Raw genomic sequence first — 23,047 nt, forward strand, 5'->3', positions numbered from 1 at the left:
AGTCCGGCTTCCGCGGCGTGAGCCGCAGTCCGGCTTGCGCGGCGTGAGCCGGGTTACTGCACCACCACCGCTTCGATGGTCACCGTGGTGGCGGGCTTGCCGTCATCACCGCCGTCGGCGACGCCGTCTGCCGCGATCTCGTCGAGCACCTTGAGCCCGCTGGGGTCGATGGTGCCGAACACCGTGTACGTCGGCGGCAGCTGAGAGTCCTTGTACACCAGGAAGAACTGGCTGCCGTTGGTGCCCGCCCCGGCATTGGCCATGGCCAGCGTGCCGCGCGGGTACAGCATGGGAGCGCGGATGGCGGGGTCGGTCAGCCGGAACTGGTTGGTCGGGTATTCGTTGGGAAATCGGTAGCCCGGTCCGCCGTCACCGGTGCCGGTGGGATCGCCGCATTGCAGCACCCCGAGCGTGTCGTTGGTGGTCAATCGGTGGCAGGTGGTGTCGTCGAAGAAACCCTGCGCGGACAGGCTGGCGAAGTTGTTGACCGTGCAGGGTGCCTTGCCATTGTCGAGCTGCAGGCCGATATAGCCCCGGTCGGTGCTGATCTCGGCCTCGATCGTCGCCGGCGTCGTGGGGACCCGGCCCATCAATGGCGGATCCACCGGTTTGGCGGCTTTTTCCGGGGTCGGCAGGTACTGGCAGTTGGAGCCGAGCGTCGCCGGCGCCTTGAACTCCGGAAGGGGTTCGACGACGCCGGGGGTGGCCGTGTAACCCGGTCCGGACGGGTTGTAGTGGCGGATGTCCTCGACGACCGCGCGCGTGGCCACGATGGCGACGATGAGCACCAGCACCCCGAAGGCGGTCAGCAGGTAGCCGAGCACCAGCCCGGCGATGGCCATACCGCGGCCCTCGTCACCGCTGCGTTTGATCTGGTAGAGCGAGATGTGCCCGAACACGATGCCCAGCGGCGCGACGAGGATCCCGCAGATCAGCGCGGCCACCGCCAGTGAGTTGGTCGGCCGCCGCTCGGGCGGATAACCGTACTGCGCCGGCGGATGACCCCATTGTGGTGGGGGGTAGCCGTACGGCGGCGGGACGCTCATCGGGTGGGTCGGTTGCTCAGTCGACCGCGATGGACTTGACCATCACCTTGGTCGCGGGCTCCCCGTCCTGTCCGCCACCGGCGACCCCGCCCGCGGCGATCTTGTCCAGGGTGGCCAGTCCGGTCTCGTCGATGGTGCCGAACACGGTGTAACCCGGGGGCAGCTGGGAGTCCTTGTACACCAGGAAGAACTGGCTGCCGTTGGTGCCCGCACCGGCATTGGCCATGGCCAGCGTGCCGCGCGGGTACAGCACGGGCTGCTGCAGCGCCGGGTTGTCGGGCTGGTACTGGTTGGTCGGGTATTCGTTGGCGAACTGATAGCCCGGCCCGCCGGTGCCCTGGCCGGTCGGGTCGCCGCACTGCAGCACCGACAGGCTGTCGCTGGTGGTCAACCGGTGGCACGGGGTGTCGTTGAAGTAGCCCTGCTGGGCGAGGCTGGCGAAGCTGTTGGTGGTGCAGGGCGCCTGCGCGTTGTTCAGCTCCAGACCGATATTGCCCTGGTCGGTCGACATGCTGACGCTGACCTTGGCCTCGTCCATCGGGATGGCGCCGGTCCGCGGCGGGTTGACCGGCTTGCTGGCCTTCCCGGCCGCCGGGTACTGGCAGTTCTGGCCGAGTCCGGCCGGGGCGACGAACGGGGGCAGCTTGCCGTCGGCCGCGGGCTGCGGGGCGTTGGGGTCGACCGTCGTGGTGGTGGACGCAGAGGCCGTCGTGTCGGAATCCTTGGTGGTGATGACGACCGTGGCCACCACGGCGCCGATGACGACGACCGCGCCCACCGCCGAGGCGACGATGGTGAGCATTCGCTGCCGCTTGGCCTGTGCGGCCCGTCGCTCCAGCTGCCGCTCGAGCTTGCGCTTTGCCGCTGCCCTTCGCTGTTCGTTGGTCGGCACCGCCGTTGTCCTCCTCATTCGCCGAACACGTCGGCAACGAGTGTGCCAGGCGTTTCTGAGTGTCGGCCGTGCGACCCGCGCGAATACCGGTCCGCCGAGTGGACATGGGAAACTGACCGGGTGCTGATCACCGGATTCCCGACGGGGGTGCTGGCGTGCAACTGCTACGTGTTCGCAGCGCACGCGGGCGCCGATGCCGTCATCGTCGACCCCGGCCAGTCGGCGTCGGCGCGGCTGCAGCGCATCCTCGACGAGCACCGGCTCACCCCGGCCGCCGTGCTGCTGACCCACGGCCATATCGACCACATGTGGTCGGCGCAGAAGGTGGCCGACCGGTATGGCTGTCCGGTGTACATCCACCCCGCCGACCGGGCCATGCTCACCGACCCTGTGCAGGGTCTGACCAGCGGAGGTTTGTGGGGGACGCTGGGCAGACTGACGCTGGGCGCGGTGTTCTCCGAGCCCCGCCAGCTCGTCGAACTGCGCACCGACGGTCAGGTGCTGGAGTTCGGCGGCGTCCGGGTGAGCGTCGACCACACACCCGGGCACACTCGCGGGTCGGTGTGTTTCCGGATCCAGGGCCAGGTGTTCACCGGTGACACCCTGTTCCAGGGGTCGGTGGGTCGTACGGACCTGCCCGGCGGCAGCGGCAACTCCCTGATCGACTCGATCATGACCAAACTGATGGTGCTCGACGACGACACCGTGGTACTCCCGGGCCACGGCCCGAGATCCACGATCGGCATCGAACGCCGCACCAACCCATTTCTCGAAGGCCTGGTTCTGTGACTGATTTCCGCGCCCCCAAGGGTGTGCCCGACTACTTCCCGCCCGATTCGGCGGCGTTTGTCGCCGTGCGTGACGGCCTGCTCGGAGCGGCCCGGCGGGCCGGCTACGGCGATATCGAGTTGCCGATCTTCGAGGAGACCGCGCTGTTCGCGCGCGGCGTCGGCGAGTCCACCGATGTGGTGAGCAAGGAGATGTACACCTTCGCCGACCGTGGTGACCGGTCGGTGACGCTACGCCCGGAGGGCACCGCCGGGGTCATGCGGGCAGTCATCGAGCACGGCCTGGATCGTGGGGCGCTGCCGGTCAAACTCTGCTACTCGGGGCCGTTCTTCCGCTACGAGCGTCCGCAGGCCGGCCGGTACCGCCAGCTCCAGCAGGTCGGGGTGGAGGCCATCGGGATCGACGACCCGGCGCTGGATGCCGAAGTGATCGCCGTCGCCGACGCCGGATTCCGGGCCCTGGGCCTTGACGGCTTCCGGCTGGAGATCACCTCCCTGGGGGATGACACCTGCCGCCCGCGGTACCGGGAATTGTTGCAGGAGTTCCTCTTCAAGCTCGATCTCGACGAGGAAACGCAGCGGCGAGCCCAGATCAACCCGCTGCGGGTGCTCGATGACAAGCGCCCGCACGTGCGCGAGATGACCGCCGATGCCCCGCTGATGCTCGACCATCTCTCCGAGGTGGCTAAGGCGCATTTCGACACCGTGCTGGCGCACCTGGACGCCCTGGGCGTGCCGTATGTGGTGAACCCGCGGATGGTGCGCGGTTTGGATTACTACACCAAGACCACGTTCGAGTTCGTACACGACGGACTGGGCGCGCAGTCCGGTATCGGTGGGGGTGGCCGCTACGACGGTCTGATGAGTCAGCTTGGCGGGCAGGACCTTTCCGGGATCGGGTTCGGCCTCGGTGTGGACCGCACGCTGTTGGCGTTGCGCGCCGAGGGCAGGACGGTCGGTGCCACCAACCGGGTCGACGTGTTCGGGGTTCCGCTGGGCGAGGCGGCCAAGCTGGAGTTGGCGAGGCTGGCGGCGGCGCTGCGGGCCAACGGTGTCCGGGTGGATCTGGCCTACGGGGACCGCAGCCTGAAAGCGTCGATGAAGGGCGCCGACCGCTCCGGTGCGCGCCTGGCGCTGGTGGCGGGTGACCGTGACATCGAGGCGGGCACGGTCGGGGTGAAGGACCTGTCCAACGGCGAGCAGACCGATATCGCCGCCGACGCCGTGGTGGCCGAAGTGCTCTCCCGGCTGGGCTGACTACCCGGCGAGCGTGCGTGTCTGCACCAAGACACGCGGGCATCAGGGGCGAGTCGGCGCACGTTCACCGGCCGAACACCGCCGTGTTCAGCACTGTGTCGAGGTTGCCCAATCCGCCCCCGAACGGGTTGGCGCGCTTGAGCACATCGGTTCCGTGCGGGGTGGTGACCACGAGTTTGGGGGAGCTGGACGTCAGCTGCATCCGGCGGTGGATGCTGATTCGGTCCAGCGGAATGAGCAGCCCGGTCACATCCCGGTAGGTGTGACGGTCGCGGTCGAACACCGCGACCGGGGTGCAGGTGTCCAATGGAGCGCTGCGCGCGGTCCGCAGTGTGCGCAGGATCGCGTACAGGCCCGCGCCGGTGGCCAGTCCGACGGCGCACAGAGCCGCGCCGATGATGCGAGGTACACCGACCGGGGTGAACAGCACCAGTGCGCCGAACCCGCCGACCACCAGCGTGACGATCAGCAGGACGAAGGCGGTGATCTCGGCCGTGCCGTTGCCACGGTCGATGACGATGATGTTCTTGCCGTCCTCGGCCACCACCAGCCCGCCGTGCTCGGCGATGATGCGCATCATGGGCACACTCTAGGGTCGGAGGATGCGAGTTCTGGTGCAACGGGTGAGGTCGGCGCGGGTGACCGTCGAGGGCGCGACGGTGGGGGAGATCAATCCCACCGGTCAAGGCCTGCTCGCACTGGTGGGCATCACCCACACCGATGACGCGGCGCTGGCGGCGAAGATGGCCGAAAAGCTTTGGCGGCTACGCATTCTCGATGACGAGGCCGCAGCAGCCGATGTCGATGCGCCGATCCTGGTGGTCAGCCAGTTCACGCTGTACGCCAATACCGTCAAGGGCCGGCGGCCGTCGTGGAACGCGGCCGCCCCGCGTCCGGTGGCCGAACCGCTGATCGACGCCTTCACCGCCGCGCTGCGCGAGCTGGGCGCGCAGGTCGGCACCGGGGTGTTCGGCGCCGATATGCAGGTCGAGCTGGTCAACGACGGCCCGGTGACGGTGCTGCTGGAGCTCTAGTCAGATGGCCACGACGGCGGTGCCGTCAGATTGCCACGACGGCGGTGCCGTCAGATGGCCATCGCGGCGCGCACCTCGGCCTCCGAGGACGACCCACCGGCGCCGCTGGAGGTGACACGGCCGGACTCCAGGATGTAGTAGCGCTGCGCGGATTCCAGCGCGAAGCCGATGTGCTGCTCGACCAGCAGCACCCCGAGATCGCCCCGCTGGGTCAGCGCGGTGATGGCCTGTTCGATCTCGTGCACCACCGAGGGCTGGATGCCTTCGGTGGGCTCGTCGAGGATCAGGCATTTCGGTGTCGTGATGAGCGCGCGGGCGATCGCGAGTTGTTGGCGTTGGCCGCCGGAGAGCAGCCCGGCGCGACGTCCCAACAGTTCCTTGAGTGCCGGGAACAGGTCCAGCTGTTCGTCGATGAGTGCCTTGCCGTTTTTACGGCCGTCGGCGACCACCTGGAGATTCTCGGCGGTGGTGAGCTGGCCGAAGGATTGCTGACCCTGGGGCACATAGGCGATACCACGCGCGACGCGGGCGCTCGGGCGTAACTTGGTGATGTCCTCACCGTCGAACCGCACCATGCCGGCACTGCATTTGAGCAACCCGACAGCGGCCCGCAACAGGGTCGTCTTGCCTGCGCCGTTGTGCCCCATCACGGCGGCCACGCCGTCGGAGGGCACCTCCAAGGACACCCCGTGGATGACTTCCGAGCGCCCGTAACCGGTTCGGACGTCGACGAGCTCGAGCATCAGGATTCCTCTTTCAGTTCGTCGGGCACGCCCTCGGTGCCTGCCGCGGCGGTGCCCAGATAGACCTCCTGCACCTTGGGGTTGGCCTGGACCTCGGCGACCGAACCCTCCGCGATCACCTGACCCCGGGCCAGCACCGTCACCGAGGTCGCGAACGCCCGCATGAAGTCCATGTCGTGCTCGACCACGACGACGGTGCGCTCACCGCCGATGCGCCGCAGCAGGTTTCCGGTCTCCTCGCGTTCCTCATGGCTCATCCCGGCCACGGGCTCGTCGAGCAACAGCACCTCGGCGTTCTGCACCAGCAGCATGCCGATCTCCAACCACTGCTTCTGGCCGTGTGCGAGCACCCCGGCCGGCTTGTCCGCCAACGCGGTCAATCCCGTTGTCTCCAGGGCCTCTTCGATGGCGGGTAAGACACCCGCACGACGGCGCAGCAGCGTCCATGCCGAGCGGCCCGCTCCCGCGGCGATATCGAGGTTCTGCAGCACGGTCAGCTGTTCGAACACCGTCGCGGTCTGGAAGGTGCGGCCCACGCCGTTACGGGCGATCTGGTGGACCTTCTTGCCCAGCAGTTCCACCCCGGACTTGCTGACCGACCCGGTGGCCGGCACCAGACCGGTGATCGCATCGATCACGGTGGTCTTGCCCGCACCGTTGGGGCCGATCAGGAACCGCAGGTCACCCTGGAACAGGGTCAGGTCGACATCGCTGACGGCCTTGAATCCATCGAAATCGACTGTCAAACCCCGTACTTCGAGGTACTGGGTGCCCATGCCGACGTTGCCGCCTGCGGTGGGCTCCGGATGGTTGTCGGTCAAGGTGACGCTCATGCGCTGGCTCCGGCCTTCTCGGATTCCGGTTCGGGATCGGGGTCGGGCACCGACACCGGGTCCGGTGCGTCGCCGTCGCCGGGGGTGTCCTTTTTCTTGCGGCGCAGGAAGACCGCCAGTCCGGCCAGACCCGCCGGGAAGAACCCGACGACCAGGATGAACAGCAGGCCCTGCCCGTAGATCCACCCGGAGGGGTACTGCTCGGAGAACAGGGTCTGCGCCCATGCCACACCGATGGCGCCGAGCACCGGTCCCAACAGCGTCGTCCGCCCGCCGATGGCCACCCCGATCAGGAAGGCGATCGAGGGCAGGATGCCCACCTGCGACGGGCTGATGAAGCCCACGATGGGCGCGAACAGCGCACCGGCGATGCTGGCGAACAACGCGGCGGTCGTGTACGCGACGACCTTGATGTTCGCCGGATCGTAGCCGAGGAACCGGACCCGCTCCTCGCCGTCGCGCACCGCCACCAGCAGTTCGCCGTAGCGGCTCTGCATCAACTGCCGTACCACGGCGACGACCACCAGCAGGGTGCCCGCAGCGATGAAGTACAGCATCTGCTTGTTGGCCGGATCGGCAAGGCGGAACCCGAAGAATGTCCGGAACCCGTTGAGCCCGTTGGATCCACCGAGACTCATCTGGCCTACGAGCAGGATGGCCAACGCGGCCGCCAGCGCCTGGGACAGGATCGCGAAATAGGCGCCCTTGACGCGGCGCTTGAACACGCCGAGTCCGAGCGCCGCGGCGATGGCGGTCGGGATCAGCACGATCGACACCAGGGTCACCAGGGGAGAGGCGAACGGTGCCCAGAAGCCGGGCAGCTCACGGACGCCCTGGATCTGCATGAAGTCCGGCACGCTGTTGCCCGCGAACTGGGCGTCGGCGATCTTGAGGTGCATCCCCATGATGTAGCCACCGATACCGAAGAACACCCCTTGCCCGAGCACCAGCATGCCGCCGCGGCCCCAGGCCAGTCCGATACCGACCGCAACGATGGCGTAGCAGAGGAACTGGCCGAGCAGGCCGAGCCGGAAGGTCGACAGCGCTGCGGGCGCCACCCCGAACAGCAGCACCGCGGCCACACCGAAACCGGCCCATGTCTGCCAGCGTCCAAGGATCGTTCTCACACCAAACTCCTTGTCCGAACGGTGAACAGGCCCTGCGGGCGGGCCTGCAGGAAGATCACGATGATGACGAACAGGATCACCTTGGCCAGCGATGCCGTGGTGTTGTACTCGATCACCGAGTTCAGGAATCCGATGCCGAACGCGGCGATCACCGTTCCCTTGATCTGGCCGAGACCACCGACCACGACCACCAGGAACGCGTCGATCAGATAGGCCTGACCGATCGTCGGGCTGGTGGAGCCGATGAGCGTCAGCGCCACACCCGCGACGCCGGCCAGACCCGACCCGATGAAGAAGGTGGTGATGTCGGTCTTGCGCGACGAGATACCGCTGGTCTCGGCGAGATCGCGGTTCTGCACCACCGCCCTGATCCGCCGGCCCATCGGGCTGGCCTTGAGCGCGATGGCCAGCGCGGTGACGCAGGCGACGGCCAACACCAGGATGAAGATGCGCGTCTTGGGCACGACGGCACCGAAGATCTCGAACCCGCCGGACAACCAGGACGGGGCGATGACGTTGACCGCCGGCGCGCCGAAGATGTCACGGGCCAACTGCTGCAGGACGAGTCCCACGCCGAAGGTGACCAGCAGGGTGTCCAACGGTCGGTGATACATCCGCTGGATCAGGGTGACCTCCAGCAGGACACCGAACAATCCGCCGATGACGAAGCCGATGATCAGCGAGATGATCAGCGAGACACCGGTATTGGAGATGATCTGCTGGACGACGAAGGTGGTGTAACAGCCGGCCATGATGAATTCGCCGTGCGCCATGTTGATGACGCCCATCTGACCGAACGTGAGGGACAGGCCGAGTGCAGCCAGCAACAGGATCGAGCCGAGGCTCAATCCCGTTGCCAGCTGTCCGATGAGGACATCCATGCTGTTCTTACCCGGACAGGCCGGCGGCCCACGGGTAGGACTTCAGGTACGGGTCCGGCTCGATGGGTGCGGGGGACTCCCACACGGTGTAGATCAGACCGTCGGGCTTGATCTCACCGATGCGGGCGGTCTTGGTGATGTGGTTGTTCTCACCGTCGATGGTGACCTTGCCCTCGGGGGCGTCGAAACTCACGCCACCGGCGTTGTCCTGAATTGCCTTGACGTCGAACGATCCTGCCTTTTCGACGGTGTTCTTCCACAGGTGGACCGAGACGTAGGCGGCCTCCATCGGATCGGAGGTGGGCTTGTTCGCGCCGTAGGCCTTCTTGTACGCGGCGACGAACGCGTCGTTCACCGGGGTGTCGATGGTCTGGTAGTAGTTCCACGCCGTCAGCTGATCGGTGACGTTCTGCACCCCGATACCGCCGACCTCTTCCTCGGCGATGGACACCGAGACCACCGGCATCGCCTGCGGGGTCAGTCCGACGTTCTTGTACTCACGGAAGAAGGCGACGTTGGAATCGCCGTTGAGGGTGTTGAACACCGCGTCGGCGTCCGCGGTGCGGACCTTGTTGATGATCGTCGAGAAGTCCGTCGAGCCCAGCGGCGTGTAATCCTCGCCCTTGATCTCGATCCCGTTGGCCGCGGCGTAGGCCTTGATGATGCGGTTGGCGGTCTGCGGGAAGACGTAGTCGCTGCCGACCAGGTACAGCGACTTGGTGCCCTTTTCCTTCAAATAGTCCAGCGCCGGGACGATCTGCTGGTTGGTGGTTGCCCCGGTGTAGAAGATGTTGGGAGAGGATTCCAGGCCCTCGTACTGGACCGGGTAGTAGAGCAGGGAGTTGTTGTCTTCGAACACCGGCAGCATGGCCTTGCGGCTCGAGGAAGTCCAGCCACCGAAGACGGCCGCCACGCAGTCGCTGTTGATCAGCTTCTGCGCCTTCTCGGCGAACACGGTCGGCTCCGAGGCGCCGTCCTCGCCCACCAGTTGGATCTGCTTGCCGAGAACGCCGCCGCCGGCATTGATCTCGTCGACGGCCAGTTTGATGGAATCACGCACCGTGACCTCGGAGATCGCCATGGTTCCCGACAGCGAGTTCAGCGAGCCGACCTTGATGGTGTCACCGGAGGTGTCCACACAGGATGCTGCGGCGCTGCCACCCTCGTCGGTGGCCTTGCTGCCGCAGGCAGAGAGCAGCATCGAGGCGGTGACCACGACGCTTCCCGCTAACAGAAATGATCTCTTCGACGTCGGTCGGAGGTGTGCCATCAACGGCCTTTCGTTCGAGTTCGGCTGTATGAGCGGAACTTTCGGACCCGTGTGGGTGTCGAATCGGCACGTTATGGGCGCTACGTTTCTGTGAAATTTCTGTATGTGACGAACAAATTAACCTCTTGCTCACGCCCTGTTTTCTCGTGCCAGGCCGCGTCTGGGCGGCTGGTGTAACAATCCGGTAGCGTCCCGCGATGTGTTGGTCATGCGAAAAGCTACGAGCAAGATCGGTGCAGCAGCGGGCGCGGCCACCCTTCTGGCGGGTGCCGCTCTGGCATTCGGGCCGGCGGCCGCCCATGCAGAGCCGGAGGGCCAGTTGGTGCGCTACACCCTGACCTCGGGTGCGCCCTATCAGTTCCAGGTGTTCTATCTGACGGCCCAGCCGCCCAATATGGCTGCCTACAACGCCGACGCCTACGCATACGCCAAGCGCGAGACGATCACCGTCGGGCCAGGGGCCCCGTGGGTGTTCGAGACCACGCTCGCCGACCCCCAGTGGGCGATCCTGCAGGTCAGCAGCACCACCAAGGGCAGCGTCGGCGCGCCGAACGCGCACTGCGACATCGTGGCGGGCGATCAGGTCATCGCGGCTGCGGACAATCCCTACAGCCCGATCTGCCAGGGCACTCAGTGGTAGTCCGCTGACCGCTTGACAAACCCTATCGAACAATTGTTCGATAGGGTTATGCGGTGGGACGGGCAGGGGGTGCGGGTCGATGACGGCGCGCTACCCGGTCTGGCCCGCCTCGGCTTCGTTCGCAGCGTGCGTACGCCAGAGTTCGACGGGATCACCTTCCACGAGATTCTGTGCAAGTCGGCGTTGAACAAGGTGCCTGACGCGTCGATGCTCCCGTTCAAGTACACCGTCAATGGTTATCGCGGTTGCTCGCACGCCTGCCGGTATTGTTTCGCGCGGCCCACCCACGAGTACCTGGACTTCGATCCCGGATCGGACTTCGACACCGAGATCGTCGTCAAGACCAACGTGGCCGACGTGCTCGCACGGGAACTCCGGCGCAGGTCATGGGCCCGGGAAACGGTGGCGCTCGGGACCAATACCGATCCGTACCAGCGTGCCGAGGGTCGCTACCGGTTGATGCCGGGCATCCTGACCGCGCTCGCCGAATCCGGAACACGGTTCTCGATCCTCACCAAGGGCACCCTGCTGCGCCGCGACCTGCCGCTGATCGCCGACGCGGCACATCACGGACCTGGCGCCGCCGTGTCGATCTCGCTGGCGATCGCCGACCCGGAACTGCAGCGGGTGATCGAGCCGGGCACACCGTCGCCGCATGCGCGGCTGTCGCTGATCTCGGCGATTCGAGACGCCGGGCTCGACTGTCATGTGATGGTCGCCCCGGTGCTGCCCCGGCTGACCGACTCGGTGGAACACCTCGATGCGTTGTTGCGCCAGATCGCCGAGGCCGGCGCGACCAGCGCGACGGTGTTCGGACTGCATCTGCGGGGGTCGACGCGCGGGTGGTTCATGCAGTGGCTGGAGCGCACCTATCCCGAGCATGTCTTCGAATATCGGCGGTTGTACCGACACGGCGCCTATCTGCCTGCGGACTATCGCGACGAACTTCGTACCAGGGCGGCCCCGTTGCTGGCCCGGTACGGCCTGACCGGGCGGTCGGCGCGTGTCGCCATGTCGGCACCGCCGCCGCCGGCCCGCGCCGGTGCCGTTTCCTCCGAAGTCGCGGCACCGGCGCATCCCACCCTGTTCTGATTACCGCCTGCGCAGCGTTGACCAGCGGTTTTCGCGGCCTGAAGGATCTGTCGGGGTCGCGAGTAGTATAGAACACATGTTCGAATATTTGGCATTGCGGGGACTCAGTGACGAGGCGCTGACGTCCGCGATCACCGCCGAGACGCAGGCCGAGGCCGCGGCCGCAGCGCGCCGGTTGGCGTTGATCGCGGAGGCGACGTCGCGTTGGTGCGATGGCGAGGACGAGTTCTCTGCGTTGAAGCTGATCGACGGCTGGGCCCAGGCCAAAGCCCAGATCGGCGCGGCCTGCAACATCGGGCCGCACGCCGCCAACACCCAGATGCGTATCGCCGTGGCACTGCGTGAACGACTCCCGCGGACCGCGGCTGTCTTCGGCACCGGGGCGATCTCGGCGAAGGTGATCAGTGCGATCACCTGGCGCACCCACCTGGTCACCGACCTCGAGGCGCTGGCGTCCATCGATGCCAAGATCGCCGAGAACGCCCACGGCTATGGAGTGCTTTCGGAGGCGGCGCTGACCGCGGCGGTCGATCACTGGGTGCATGAGTTCGATCCGGTGGCGGTGATCCGGTCCAAGACTGCGGCCAGGGATCGTTATCTCGAGTTCGGTGACCGCGATGACCCCGACGGGGTCGTGTCGTTCTGGGGGCGCATGCGTGCCACCGACGCCAAGATCACCGATGCCCGCGCCGACGAGTTGGCCGACGGTGTCTGCGACAACGATCCCCGCACGAAACGGGAGCGCCGCGCCGACGCCATAGCCGCTGTCATGGCCGGCGGGCCCCGGCTGACCTGCCTGTGCGGGGACCCAGCGTGCGCGCGGTCGGGGAAAGACCCGCGGTCGGGTGCGGTCACCATCTACGTGCTCACCGGTCAGCGCCCCGACACCGGCGAAGCCGCCGGCCCGGCACCCGAGCCCGGGCCGGATGGCGGCCCCAGCCGGGACCGGTCGAACCCGATGAGGGGCCGGGTGATGAATCTGAGGAGAGCCAGTCAGCCGAGAAACCGGCCGCGGCTCAACAGCCCCCGGCCGAAGAACCCGCTCCTGCCGAGGCGCCCGACGCCGAGCCGCGATCGCCTGCCGCGCCTGCCGCGCCTGCGGCGCATGCATGGCCGGCCGCGCCTGCGGCGCATGCATGGCCGGCCGCGCCTGCGGCGCAGAACGCCCCACCCGGTGCCGGGGCCGGCATCTCCCTGGACGGCGCCATCATCCCGGCCCACCTACTCACCGAACTCATCACCACCGGCGCCACAGTCCGACCCATCAGCAGCCCCGCAGATCTCGGCACCGAAAACCGCTACCGGCCCTCCGCCAAACTCAGCGCCTTCGTCCGGATGACTTTCATGACGTGCGCTTTTCCCGGCTGCGGGCGCCCCGCCCACAAAGCCGATCTCGACCACCTCACCCCGTGGCCCGCTGGCGCCACCCACCCCGGCAACCTGCGGCCCTATTGCCGCGAACATCACCTCATCAAGACCCTGAAAACCGGCTGGATCCCCACTGCGTGCCCCGACGGCTCGACGACCTGGACCGCACCCACCGGCCACACCTACGCCACCAGACCTCTGGGGCCAGTTCTGTTTCCGCGCAAAGCCTTTGATACCGAGATCCCGAGAACCAGGCACATCACCCTGCTCGACCACGACAACCGCGAGCCCGCCCTGCCCACCCGCCGACGGACTCGAAAACGGGACCGCGAGTACCGCATCAACGCCGAACGCGTCCGCAACGCACTCGAAATCGCCCTCGAGAGCGACCCGCCGCCCTTTTAACTCAGACCCCGCAGCACCGCTCGGGCGACCGGGCTCGGCTCGTCGGCTTCCAGGTCGAGCTCGCCGGTGGGCTCCAGCGGCGGCTGCGCCATGAAGCGCGGCACGCCGCCGCGGTGCGCGGTGCCGGTATGTACGAGAAACGGATGGCACAGGTACACATCGCCGATGCGACCGGTGGCCGCTATGACCGAACAGTCGGCGGTCGCCGGGACGACCTGCTCGCAGACCGACATCCAGGGCGCACCGTCAGGGCCATGACGTGCCAGCACCGTCGGCACCGCCAGATGGGAACCGACCCGGATCTCCGTCGGTGCGTCGTTCGGGCCGACATCGGAGAACAAGAACAGCATCAGCAGGGCGCGACCGCGGGAGCGCAGGTTCAGCCGCATGCCGTCCTCGGCGTAGAAGGATGCTTCGACATGCCAGCCCGCGTCGCGCGCCGGTTCGGTGCTGGGAAAGCGCAGCGGGAAGGTGCCCAGCCCCAGCCGCGGCTGCCATCGGCCGGGGCCGACCAAGGCGTTGTAGGCGGCGTGCAGGGTGCCGGTGTTTGCGGCGGCGGTGAACTCCGGCGTGGCCATGCTGGTCACCCGCACCAGCGATTCGGTCCAGGTATCCGGGTCGGCCGGGTTCAAACCGATGGCCTGCCACAGCTGCTGCTGGCAGCGCACGCCGAGATCGCGATCGAAGGCCGATTCGATCTTGACGAAACCGTCGGCGATGAACCGGTCGACATCAAGCATGGGGCCATGGTGGCCGGACCGGCGCAGGAGGTACAAATCGTTTTGGCGATCGGCTGTCGCCGTAGCCTTGAGCCGTGACTCGACCCGCTCGGCGGCCCGACCGACGTACCATCGCGACCACGGCGACGATCCTGGAGGCCGCTCAACGGCTGTTCGCCGAGCGCGGCTTCCATGCGGTCGCCATGGATGCCATCGCAGAGGAGGCCGGGGTGGCGGTCGGGTCGATCTATCACCACTTCGGTAACAAGGACGCCTTGTATCTGGCTCTGGTGGAGCGCGCCCTGGAGATCAACGAACAGGTGATGGCGCAGGCATACACCGAGGATCGCACCCCGGTCGAACAACTGATCGCCGCGAGCGACGCCTACTGCCGGTTCAATCTGGAGAATCCCGGCCATTTCCGGATGGTGGCGTTGCGGGCGGTCGATATGCCGCCCGGGGAGTTGGCCGGCGAAGTCGAGCAGCGCATCGCCGACAAGGTGGAGGCACTCGTCGGTGATGTCGCCGATGCGCTGCGGCGCGCCGATGCTGCCGGTCAGATCCACTGTCCCGATCCGGGGCGCACCTCGGTGTTCCTGTGGTCGGCGTGGAACGGCGTGCTGGGCTCTCGCTGGCGACCGGACCGGCTCGCCCTCGACGATGCTGAACTGGAGCGGGTGCTCGGGGTCGGCAGGGACATCGTGATCCGCGGTCTCCGCACCGAATAGTTTCTTGTAGGACCGTTCAGTTTTGTAGTACCGTTCAAAACATGGTGCTGGCGGCGGCGGTGCAACTGAATGCGACGCTCGGGGATGTGGCCGCCAATCTCGTTGCCTGCCGACGGCTTGCCGATGAAGCTGGCGACGCCGGGGCAAAGGTGATCGCGCTGCCCGAGTTCTTCACCACGGGCATCGGTTTCCTTCGGGAGCTGATCGACACGGCGCTGCCGGTGGACGGCCCGGCGACCGACCTGCTCTGCGACGTGGCGCGCAGGCATGGCGCGATGGTCGGTGGTTCGTTCCTGTGCCGGGATGCCGACGGCCATATCCGCAACGCGTATCTGCTCGCCGATCCCACCGGCGTCGTCGGGAGACATGACAAGGACCTGCCCACGATGTGGGAGAACGCCATCTACACCGGCGGCAGCGATGACGGCGTGCTCACCTGCGGGGAACTCTCGGTGGGTGCGGCCGTCTGCTGGGAGCTGATGCGCACCCAGACGGTCCGACGGATGCGCGGCAGGGTGGATCTGGCCATGACGGGTTCGGGATGGTGGTCGATCCCACCCTGGCCGCCGCGGCCTCTGTTCGACCGCCTCGAAAAGGCCAATGCCGCGACCGCGCGGCGGGCGGCAACCGATTTCGGGCGGTATATCGGCGCGCCCGTGGTGCACGCCGCACACGTCGGCGAACTCCAGTGCCCGATGCCATGGCTGCCGATGCGGTATCGCGGATACTTCGAGGGCAATGCGCTGATCACCGACGCCACCGGCGCCGTGCTGGCCGAACGGTCCCGCGTCGACGGCGAAGGTGTCGTGCTGGCCGATATCACGCTAGGTCGCGTCGATCCGTCCGACGTTGCGCCGCGACGTTTCTGGCTGCACCGTCGCGGTGTCCTGCCGGCGGCGGTGTGGCATTACCAACGACTGCACGGGCAGCGCTGGTATGAGAGGAATGCGGTGAATCGATGAGCGTACTGGTGCAGATCGGACTCTTCGAGCTGGCTTTCGGGGCGCTGCTCGGCTGGGCCGTTGCGGGCAATCTGCTTGCGCCCGAGGCGATCAAGAGGCTGGGGATCGTCAGCCCCCGGCGCATCATGCAAGCCCATCTGGACTACATCATGATGGGCGTCATCCTGATCGCCGTCGGGTTGGCGCTGCCTGGTCTGACGGCCTGGATCGCCACCCTCGTGGTGCTGGGAACCCTGCTTAATCCCACGTTGTTCCTGCCGATGGCTTTCAGCGAAAAGGCTTCGAGCACAACCGCCTTCAAGGTCATCAGTCTGCTGTCCTTCGTGGCGACCAGTATCGGACTGGTCGGTGCCGCGGTCAGCGCGCTCTAGCCCCGGCTCCGCTTCACCTGATTGAACGGCACACCGCGATCGGCGGCGGGCTCGCGCGGGAATCCGAGGATCCGCTCGCCGATGACATTGCGTGCCATCTCGGAAGTGCCCCCGCCCAGCGAGCCGGTCTGGCGCGACAAGTAGCGCACCCCGATGTCCGAAAGGCCGGAGCCGTCATCGATCACCCCGGACGTTCCGGCGATGGCCAGTGCGGTATCGACCTCGAGTTCGGTGGTCTCGGCGTGCATCAACCGGATGAGGGTCCCAGCATTCGGTGGCAACGATCCGTCGGCGATCGACGCGCCCACGTGATCGATCAGCTGCTCCTTGACGATTCGGCGCACCAATGCCCGGCCGGCAAGATCCTGTACCCGCGGATCGTCGGCCTGACCCGTGGCCGTGGCGATGGCGACATGGTTTGGCGGCATCTCGCTGGCATTCTCCGCGCCCGTGCCACTGGCGAATTCGGACCCGCCCCCGACCGCACGTCGCTCGTGGTGGAGCTGTCGCGAAGCGACGGTCCAGCCGTCGTTGACAGCGCCGACCACGGCGTCTTCGCCGAGTTCCAGGCCGTCGAAGAATTCCTCACAGAATTCCTCGTTGCCGTTCACCTCGGTGATGCGGCGCATCGTGATTCCCGGCGCATTCAACGGCACCAGGAACATCGTCAGCCCTTCGTGTTTGGGCACGGTCCAATCGGTGCGCGCCAGCATCAGCCCGTAATCGGCGGCGAACGCACTGGTGCTCCAGGTCTTGGCGCCGTTGATGATCCACTTGTCGCCGACCTTCTCGGCCCGGGTGATCACACCGGCCAGATCGGATCCGCCGCTGGGCTCGGAGAGCAACTGGCACAGGATCTCGTCGCCGCGGATGGCCGCCGAGATGCGATCGCGCTTCTGTTGCTCGCTGCCGACGTCGAGGATGGTCGCCGAGCAGATGGTGAACGACGGTGTGTTCAGGATCAACGGCATCTCGAAGAACCGGCACTCGGTGTTGAACGCCTTCTGAAACGCGTAATCCAGCCCGAGACCGCCGTATTCGCGCGGGAAGCAGATCCCGGCGAACCCTCCCGCGTACAGCTTGCGCTGCAACTCCTTGGCGCGGTCCCAGGACTGCTGCTCGGCGCGCACCGAGAACGGCGGGTTCTCCGGATCGATGGCGGGCATGTTCTCGGTGAGCCAGCGGCGCGCCCGCGCGGCGAACTCGGCGACGGTCTCGGTGGAGGTCACGGTCATGTGGGAACCTTCCGGCTCAGCTCGAAGACGGCGCGGTGATGTTCTTCCGGTGAACCGAACATCGCCCGGTTCAACGTGGCCCGGCGCAGGAACAGATGCAGATCGTGCTCCCAGGTGACACCGATACCGCCGTGCAACTGCACGCAGTCCTGCAGCATCACCGGGGCCCGCTCGGCCACATAGGCTTTGGCGACACTGACGAGTTTGGGTGCATCCTCCGACCGGTTGCCGACTGCCTGGACCGCGCCGGCAGTGGTGGCCCTCGCCGCCTCGAACCACAGCTTCATATCGGCGAAGCGATGTTTGAGTGCCTGGTAGGACGCCAATGGCCGGCCGAAACTGTGCCGGTCCAACAGCCACTGCTGTGTCATGGCCAGCACCGAATCGAGGATCCCGACGATCTCGGCGCACTGCAGCAGCAGGGCGACCTGGCGCTGCCGCTCGATCACCGCGGGTGTCTGCTCGGCTGTACCGACCAGCGCCGCCGTCGGTACCTCGACGCCGTCGAACGCCACTCTGGCGTACCGGCGCACCATGTCCACCGAAGGCTGCGGCCCTACGGTGACCCCGGCGGTGCCGGCGGGGACCAGGAACTGGCGCACCAACCCGTCGAGCGTCGCGGTGACCAGCAGCAGGCCAGCCGAATCCCCGGCTTCCACGCGGTCCTTGACCCCGTCCAGTCGGTACCCGTCGCCGACCGCGGTGGCGGTGAGTTGCGGTTGCAGCGGCGACCATTGTTGTCCGGGTTCGTACACCGCCCAGCTTGCGATCGCGTCACCGGCCACCAGTGACGCGATGGCCTCCTCGTGATTCTCGGGTGCTTCTGACAGCCCGGCCAGCACGACGCTCACCGGGTGTAACGGCCCGGGGGCCACACTGCGGCCGGCCTGCTCGGCAAGCATCGCGAGGTCGGCCACGCCGTCTCCGGAGACGCTTCCGCCGCCCAACTCCTCGGGAACCAGCAGGCTCGCCCATCCCAGTTCGGCTGCCCGCTGCCACCAGGCCGGGTCGACTGACACCCCGGCACCGTGCATATCCCGGATGCGCCTCAGCGACGCTTCCTTTTCCAGGAAGGCCTGCGCCGTCGACGTGAACAGCATCTGCTCGGGGTTTGTCATAGGCGTTTCCGTCTTCTGCAAGGCATATTCTCTAATAGGGTAATGACGTTATCATGCGATACAGCCGCTGCGTTGTGACCAATCCCGGAAAGAGGACGCTCTATGACGACGTCAGATCAGGCCACCGAGTCGGTGGAGTGGACGGTGGGCGGTCTGCTCGAACTGTTCGAGCCCGAAGGCGATGGGGACAACCGATTCATCGCGCAGACCGGACTCGTCGGTGCCGACGACCGTCAGGTGGTCGAGGGCACGCAGGTGTTGGCTCAGGCGATCGTCGCCGCTGCCCGGCGTTTCCCGGACAAGTCGGTGCGCTCGGTGTACGCGGTGTTCGCCAGGGTGGTGGTCGTCGGCCCGCCGGTCGAAATCGAGATCGACGTCGTCTCCGAGGGACGCTCGACGGCAACCGCAGTGGTCACCGCATCGCAGCGCGGCAAACGCTGCATCACCGTCACCGTGCTCGCCGACGTGCCCTCGGGCGATGTGATTCGCCACCACCTGCCCATCGCCGATGTGGCGGGTCCGCGGGACGCTCAACCGTCCATCATGCCGATGCGCGGACGCCAGGTGCGGTTGGTCGACGTCATCGATGTCAACAGCCCCGATGAGGTCGGTCCGCCTGAGCTACACGCCTGGCTGCACTACGATCCGATTCCGGCGCGTCCGGAACTCGCCAAGGCCCTCATTGCTTATTTCACCGGACATCTGGGGATTTCGACGACCATGCGAGCACACGAGGGTATCGGTACGGCGCAAGCGCATCTGACCGTGTCCACCGCACCCATGACGGTGTCGGTCAGTTTCCACGAGCCGGTGCAGTGGCAGGGATGGCTGCTCTACGGGCATGAAAGTACTCAGGTCGGGGCCGGCATGTCCTACGTTCGGGGCACTGTGCACACCGAGGAGGGCGAACTGCTCGCTTCGTTCACCCAGGACGGTTTGATTCGTCCGCTGCGCACCAGCGATACCGATATCAAGCATCAGTCGCGACTCTAGTGGCCGGCAGCCCCGGGGCGGTCGGCTCGTCGGTGGTCTGCCATCGGGCAGCGTTCCCTACGAGACGTCCCAGGCGTGATGGACGATATCGTGCAGGTGGTACACGGCGATGGTGGCGACGGTGAATTCGCTTCCATTGCTGCGTAATCCGCGTCGCTCCCAGCTGTCCGCGGGCACCGAGTCATACCGATCGGCCACGGTGTCGGCCGCGTCACGCAGCTCCGCGGCGACGACCAAGGGATCTTGGGCGCCGTAATCGTCGTCAACCGCCGTGGCGTCCTGGTCCCAGTTCGGGAATTGCGGATCGGTCTGGCTCAGCATCAACTGCACGCGGTGGTCGAAGATGCGGTGCACATCGCGGATATGGCAACCGTATTCGAGATTCGACCAGACTCCCGGCGCCGGGCGGCTCCGGACCCCCTGCTGAGACAGCCGGCCAACCCAATCAGCCGCATCGCGGCGGATATGTCCCGCGACGGCGGTCGGATGCACCGTCGCCGGATCGAACCCGCAGTCCGGGCAGGCCCGGGTCAGCACCCAGGTCCAGTCCTTGGTGTCGGGTTGGATATCGCTCAACGCAGGGCGCCCGGAGCGAAGGTGTCGCACTTGTCGGGTGCACCGGTCTGGTAACCGGTGGTGAACCACTGCTGGCGCTGTTCGGAGGAGCCGTGCGTCCAGGACTCCGGGCTCACCCTGCCGGTGGCGGCCTCCTGGATCCGGTCGTCACCGACGGCGGAGGCTGCCGACAAGGCGTCGGCAATATCCTTGTCGCTCAACGGTTGCAGGAAGGTCACATCGGTGCCCTCCTGTTTGGTCGTTGCCGCGTAATGTGCCCACACCCCGGCGTAGCAGTCGGCCTGCAATTCGGTGCGCACCCCACCGCCGGTCGGACCGGTCGGATCCTGCTGGGCGCGTCCCAACACTCCCAGCAGGTTCTGCACGTGGTGCCCGAACTCGTGGGCCACCACGTACTCCTGCGCGAAAGGTCCACCGCTGGAGCCGAACTGGTCGCGCAGCACGTCGAAGAAGTCGGTGTCGAAATAGGCGGTCTCGTCGGCGGGGCAGTAGAACGGGCCCACCTCGCTGGTCGCGCCACCGCAGCCGGTGTTCACCGACCCGGTGAACAACCGAACCTGCGGGCGGCGGTACTCGGGAAGCAGCTGAGTCCAGACCGCATCCACGGAGTTGCCGGTCGCCACCACCCGGCACTGCACCTTCTCGTTGGCATCGGCGCCGGTCCGGCACTGTGCCAGATCGAAGCCGGGGGCCGAGACACCCTCGGTGTCCATCCCTGCCCCCTGATCCTGGGGGAGCACACTGCTCGGATCGACCCCGAGGAAGAGCGCCACCACCACCAGCAACAGGCCGCCGACGCCACCGCCGAGCGCGATCCGACGACCACCCCCGCCGCCGCGGCCGCTGCTGGAGGACGTGCTCGTGTCGATCTGCATGCCCTCGTTGAAGGTCATCGTCCCCACCCATCTGACGTGTCGCCGCCGTCTCGTGTTCAGACCGGGCTCAGCTTTGCACACTACGATTCACCCGTGCCCTCTGTCGCCGAACTGTCGACGATCGTGCCGACCGTCCAAGGCCTGCTGCGCGGTACCACCGAGGGCGGCGTCGGTGTGTGGCGCGGAGTCGCCTACGCCGAGCAGCCGGTGGGGGATCGACGGTTCCTCGGTCCCCAGCCGCTGCGCCCGTGGGACGGTGTGCGTGACGCGATCGACCACGGTCCGCTGCCGCCGCAGGGCCGTTCCTTCGTCGGCGGCGGCCGCGACGACCCGAAGATCCGCGACGAGGCCTGCCTGACGGTCACCGTCTGGTCACCGGACGTGTCGGCGTCGCTACCGGTCATGGTGTGGATCCCCGGCGGCGCGTTCGTCTACGGCGCGGGTCAGTTGCAGCTGTACAACGGTTCCAGGCTGGCCGCCAACGGCAACGTCGTCGTCGTCAATGTCACGTATCGACTGGGAGTCTTCGGCGGTTTCGAACTCGGTGACCTCGGACCGGGATTCGACGACAATCTGTGCCTGCGTGACCAGATCGCAGCGCTGCAATGGATACGCGAGAACATCGGGTCCTTCGGTGGGGACCCGAACCAGGTGACGGTGTTCGGTGAGTCGGCCGGTGCCACCTCGGTGTTGGCGCTGCTGGCCAGCCCGGCCGCCGCGGGCTTGTTCGACAGGGCCATCGCACAGAGCCCGGCGTTGCCGTTGATCGCCGATCGCGAGGCGCGCGCCCGGCAATCGCACGCCTTCCTCGCCGAACTCGGCGTCGAGGCAGACGAGGTCAAGGCGCTGCCGCAGCGCCGGTTGCGCCGGGCCGCGGGCACCCTGCAACTGAACAGCGTCGCGCAGACCCCCACGTTGGCCTACGGACTGACCCACGGCGTCGACCTGCTACCGCACCACCCGATCGAGGCGGCCAGCCTCGGCGCGGTGGCCCCCATCCCGCTGATCATCGGCACCAACAGCCACGAGGCCTCGATGTTCGCCTGGGGTAAACCGCCGATGCTGCCGACAACGGTGGCCGGTGTCGAGGGCTTCTTCGCCCGCTGGGCGCCGGATGCCCGAGACCGGGTGCTGGCCGCTTATCCGGACTTCCCGCGTCGCCGCGCGTTGGTCGACTTCGGTTCAGATGCGATGTTCGGTGCGCCCACCTGGGCCTTCGTCGACGCCTACAGCGCGGACGCACCGACCCACATGTACCGGTTCGATCACACCACCTGGACGCTCAAAGCGTTGGGGCTCGGCGCCACCCACGGCAGCGAGATCGTGCACATCCAGCACAGCTACAGCTCGTATCTGGGCCGCAAGTTGCATCCGCTGGGGCGGCGGGTGCAGCCCTCGGTGGGCAGGCGCATGCAGCGCACCTGGCTGGATTTCGCCACCGACGGGCTCAGCGAGTGGCCGCGCTTCGACACCCGCGACAGGCAGACCCGGGTGATCCGGTCCACCCGCGATGTCACCGTCGCCGATCCGGACGCGGTGCGCCGGGAGGCGTGGGCCGGCGTCTACTGATACCTGGCGTCGGTGTAGCGCCGCAGGTTGTGCAGGAAGCGCTGGAACATCCAGGCCATCACCGGCCGGCCGGCGGCCATCCCGATCCGGGCCGCGGTTCCGTTGGGTCTCATCGCCATCACCCAGGTCAGATGACAACCCTGATCGGTCGGCACGATCCAGTAGTCCTCGGCAAAGGCGGCGATGCTCCTGGTCGAGGCTTGATTGAAGCGAAACGCCATGTGGCTGTGCGGTTCCCAGGCCAGGAACTCCTCGTCGCCGATGATGCCGCCGCGCATTGTGACGGTGCGGGTGGTGCCGATGTCATAGGGCTGGGGGCTGGTCCATTCGACCTTGGTGATGACCGAGGCCCATTGCGGCCAGGATCCGGCGTCGGAGAGCACCTCGAACAACTGCTCCGGGGTGATCGCCAGATCCACGGTGCTGACGAACCGGAACGGCGCATCGGAGATGAAGTCCAGGTCGACAAGCTCGCACGGATACATCGCCACCAGCCGACCTTAACCGGGACGGCGTCGACCCGGT

26 protein-coding genes are annotated in these 23,047 nt (G+C 67.0%); 12 read left to right on the forward strand and 14 right to left on the reverse strand.

All coding sequences use genetic code 11. From position 1 onward, the window contains the following. Positions 1-53 precede the first annotated feature (53 nt). Both IC40_RS0113310 and IC40_RS0113315 read right to left on the reverse strand, forming a co-directional pair. The gene (locus IC40_RS0113310) at positions 54-1,046 is read right to left on the reverse strand and encodes a peptidylprolyl isomerase (protein WP_030135197.1); all 993 of its coding nucleotides are present in this window, start codon (positions 1,044-1,046) and stop codon (positions 54-56) included. Between the two features lie 16 nt (positions 1,047-1,062). Beyond that, positions 1,063-1,938: a peptidylprolyl isomerase gene (locus tag IC40_RS0113315; RefSeq protein ID WP_030135198.1), complete on the reverse strand. Its 876-nt coding sequence runs from the start codon at positions 1,936-1,938 to the stop codon at positions 1,063-1,065. A 120-nt stretch (positions 1,939-2,058) separates the two neighbouring features. Here IC40_RS0113315 and IC40_RS0113320 point away from each other — a divergent pair, with 120 nt between their 5' ends. Then, positions 2,059-2,727 (forward strand): MBL fold metallo-hydrolase, encoded by a 669-nt coding sequence (locus tag IC40_RS0113320; RefSeq protein WP_030135199.1) that lies wholly within the window; start codon positions 2,059-2,061, stop codon positions 2,725-2,727. Then, on the forward strand, positions 2,724-3,983 hold the full coding sequence (gene hisS, locus IC40_RS0113325; protein WP_030135200.1) for a histidine--tRNA ligase: 1,260 nt from the start codon (positions 2,724-2,726) through the stop codon (positions 3,981-3,983). Before IC40_RS0113320 ends, hisS begins: the two co-directional genes overlap by 4 nt. Positions 3,984-4,047: 64 nt before the next feature. Here hisS and IC40_RS28250 read toward each other — a convergent pair whose 3' ends face one another. Beyond that, a complete protein-coding gene (locus tag IC40_RS28250; RefSeq protein ID WP_030135201.1) occupies positions 4,048-4,563 on the reverse strand; it encodes a hypothetical protein in 516 nt (171 codons plus the stop codon). 22 nt (positions 4,564-4,585) lie between these two features. Here IC40_RS28250 and dtd point away from each other — a divergent pair, with 22 nt between their 5' ends. Continuing rightward, complete coding sequence (gene dtd, locus IC40_RS0113335) at positions 4,586-5,017, forward strand: D-aminoacyl-tRNA deacylase (protein WP_030135202.1); 432 nt, start codon at positions 4,586-4,588, stop codon at positions 5,015-5,017. Positions 5,018-5,067: 50 nt separating this feature from the next. Here the strand turns inward: dtd and urtE are convergent, their stop codons facing one another. Genes urtE through urtA form a run of 5 tightly spaced genes read right to left on the reverse strand, consistent with a single transcriptional unit; the run spans position 5,068 to position 9,802 of the window. Continuing rightward, a complete protein-coding gene (gene urtE / locus IC40_RS0113340; RefSeq protein ID WP_030135203.1) occupies positions 5,068-5,760 on the reverse strand; it encodes an urea ABC transporter ATP-binding subunit UrtE in 693 nt (230 codons plus the stop codon). Then, entirely contained in the window at positions 5,760-6,593 is an 834-nt protein-coding gene (gene urtD / locus IC40_RS0113345) for an urea ABC transporter ATP-binding protein UrtD (RefSeq protein ID WP_030135204.1), read from the reverse strand. The genes urtE and urtD overlap by 1 nt, the downstream gene beginning before the upstream one ends. Continuing rightward, the gene (gene urtC / locus IC40_RS0113350) at positions 6,590-7,720 is read right to left on the reverse strand and encodes an urea ABC transporter permease subunit UrtC (protein WP_030135205.1); all 1,131 of its coding nucleotides are present in this window, start codon (positions 7,718-7,720) and stop codon (positions 6,590-6,592) included. The genes urtD and urtC overlap by 4 nt, the downstream gene beginning before the upstream one ends. Next, the gene (urtB, locus tag IC40_RS0113355; RefSeq protein ID WP_030135206.1) at positions 7,717-8,601 is read right to left on the reverse strand and encodes an urea ABC transporter permease subunit UrtB; all 885 of its coding nucleotides are present in this window, start codon (positions 8,599-8,601) and stop codon (positions 7,717-7,719) included. The genes urtC and urtB overlap by 4 nt, the downstream gene beginning before the upstream one ends. Before the next feature lie 7 nt (positions 8,602-8,608). Continuing rightward, positions 8,609-9,802, reverse strand: a complete 1,194-nt coding sequence (gene urtA, locus IC40_RS0113360; protein ID WP_390894696.1) for an urea ABC transporter substrate-binding protein — start codon at positions 9,800-9,802, stop codon at positions 8,609-8,611. A 277-nt stretch (positions 9,803-10,079) separates the two neighbouring features. On the opposite strand from urtA, the gene IC40_RS0113365 reads away from it, so the two are divergent. The 4 genes from IC40_RS0113365 (at position 10,080) to IC40_RS28255 (ending at position 13,376) form a co-directional block, all read left to right on the forward strand. Then, positions 10,080-10,511: an Rv2576c family protein gene (locus tag IC40_RS0113365; RefSeq protein WP_030135207.1), complete on the forward strand. Its 432-nt coding sequence runs from the start codon at positions 10,080-10,082 to the stop codon at positions 10,509-10,511. A 48-nt stretch (positions 10,512-10,559) separates the two neighbouring features. Then, positions 10,560-11,603 (forward strand): Rv2578c family radical SAM protein, encoded by a 1,044-nt coding sequence (locus tag IC40_RS0113370; RefSeq protein WP_030135208.1) that lies wholly within the window; start codon positions 10,560-10,562, stop codon positions 11,601-11,603. 76 nt (positions 11,604-11,679) lie between these two features. Next, positions 11,680-12,942 (forward strand): DUF222 domain-containing protein, encoded by a 1,263-nt coding sequence (locus IC40_RS26875; protein ID WP_051644334.1) that lies wholly within the window; start codon positions 11,680-11,682, stop codon positions 12,940-12,942. Further along, positions 12,939-13,376, forward strand: coding sequence for an HNH endonuclease signature motif containing protein (locus IC40_RS28255; protein WP_051644335.1), 438 nt, complete (start codon positions 12,939-12,941; stop codon positions 13,374-13,376). The genes IC40_RS26875 and IC40_RS28255 overlap by 4 nt, the downstream gene beginning before the upstream one ends. Here IC40_RS28255 and IC40_RS0113390 read toward each other — a convergent pair. After that, the gene (locus IC40_RS0113390; RefSeq protein ID WP_030135210.1) at positions 13,373-14,116 is read right to left on the reverse strand and encodes a phytanoyl-CoA dioxygenase family protein; all 744 of its coding nucleotides are present in this window, start codon (positions 14,114-14,116) and stop codon (positions 13,373-13,375) included. The two genes, IC40_RS28255 and IC40_RS0113390, sit on opposite strands and share 4 nt — an antisense overlap. 74 nt (positions 14,117-14,190) lie before the next feature. Between IC40_RS0113390 and IC40_RS0113395 the strand changes: the two genes are divergently transcribed. Genes IC40_RS0113395 through IC40_RS0113405 form a run of 3 tightly spaced genes read left to right on the forward strand, consistent with a single transcriptional unit; the run spans position 14,191 to position 16,156 of the window. Continuing rightward, positions 14,191-14,823 carry a TetR/AcrR family transcriptional regulator gene (locus IC40_RS0113395; protein WP_030135211.1) on the forward strand — a complete coding sequence of 211 codons (633 nt, stop codon included), beginning with the start codon at positions 14,191-14,193 and terminating at the stop codon, positions 14,821-14,823. A gap of 41 nt (positions 14,824-14,864) precedes the next feature. After that, complete coding sequence (locus tag IC40_RS0113400; protein ID WP_030135212.1) at positions 14,865-15,785, forward strand: carbon-nitrogen hydrolase family protein; 921 nt, start codon at positions 14,865-14,867, stop codon at positions 15,783-15,785. After that, positions 15,782-16,156 (forward strand): hypothetical protein, encoded by a 375-nt coding sequence (locus IC40_RS0113405; protein WP_030135213.1) that lies wholly within the window; start codon positions 15,782-15,784, stop codon positions 16,154-16,156. The genes IC40_RS0113400 and IC40_RS0113405 overlap by 4 nt, the downstream gene beginning before the upstream one ends. Here the strand turns inward: IC40_RS0113405 and IC40_RS0113410 are convergent. Beyond that, the gene (locus IC40_RS0113410; protein ID WP_030135214.1) at positions 16,153-17,391 is read right to left on the reverse strand and encodes an acyl-CoA dehydrogenase family protein; all 1,239 of its coding nucleotides are present in this window, start codon (positions 17,389-17,391) and stop codon (positions 16,153-16,155) included. The two genes, IC40_RS0113405 and IC40_RS0113410, sit on opposite strands and share 4 nt — an antisense overlap. After that, positions 17,388-18,509 (reverse strand): acyl-CoA dehydrogenase family protein, encoded by a 1,122-nt coding sequence (locus IC40_RS0113415; protein ID WP_030135215.1) that lies wholly within the window; start codon positions 18,507-18,509, stop codon positions 17,388-17,390. Before IC40_RS0113415 ends, IC40_RS0113410 begins: the two co-directional genes overlap by 4 nt. A gap of 102 nt (positions 18,510-18,611) precedes the next feature. On the opposite strand from IC40_RS0113415, the gene IC40_RS0113420 reads away from it, so the two are divergent. Then, positions 18,612-19,502, forward strand: coding sequence for an acyl-CoA thioesterase (locus IC40_RS0113420; protein WP_030135216.1), 891 nt, complete (start codon positions 18,612-18,614; stop codon positions 19,500-19,502). A 57-nt stretch (positions 19,503-19,559) separates the two neighbouring features. On the opposite strand, the gene IC40_RS0113425 is transcribed toward IC40_RS0113420, so the two are convergent. Further along, positions 19,560-20,078: a DinB family protein gene (locus tag IC40_RS0113425; RefSeq protein ID WP_030135217.1), complete on the reverse strand. Its 519-nt coding sequence runs from the start codon at positions 20,076-20,078 to the stop codon at positions 19,560-19,562. Beyond that, positions 20,075-20,971, reverse strand: a complete 897-nt coding sequence (ypfJ, locus tag IC40_RS0113430; RefSeq protein ID WP_030135218.1) for a KPN_02809 family neutral zinc metallopeptidase — start codon at positions 20,969-20,971, stop codon at positions 20,075-20,077. Before ypfJ ends, IC40_RS0113425 begins: the two co-directional genes overlap by 4 nt. Before the next feature lie 75 nt (positions 20,972-21,046). Between ypfJ and IC40_RS0113435 the strand changes: the two genes are divergently transcribed. Continuing rightward, positions 21,047-22,522: a carboxylesterase/lipase family protein gene (locus IC40_RS0113435; RefSeq protein ID WP_030135219.1), complete on the forward strand. Its 1,476-nt coding sequence runs from the start codon at positions 21,047-21,049 to the stop codon at positions 22,520-22,522. Here IC40_RS0113435 and IC40_RS0113440 read toward each other — a convergent pair. After that, on the reverse strand, positions 22,516-23,007 hold the full coding sequence (locus IC40_RS0113440; protein WP_030135220.1) for an SRPBCC family protein: 492 nt from the start codon (positions 23,005-23,007) through the stop codon (positions 22,516-22,518). The two genes, IC40_RS0113435 and IC40_RS0113440, sit on opposite strands and share 7 nt — an antisense overlap. Between the last annotated feature and the right edge of the window lie 40 nt (positions 23,008-23,047).

Origin of the sequence: Mycolicibacterium neoaurum ATCC 25795 (assembly GCF_000691525.1) — a bacterium.
Lineage (GTDB): Bacteria > Actinomycetota > Actinomycetes > Mycobacteriales > Mycobacteriaceae > Mycobacterium > Mycobacterium neoaurum.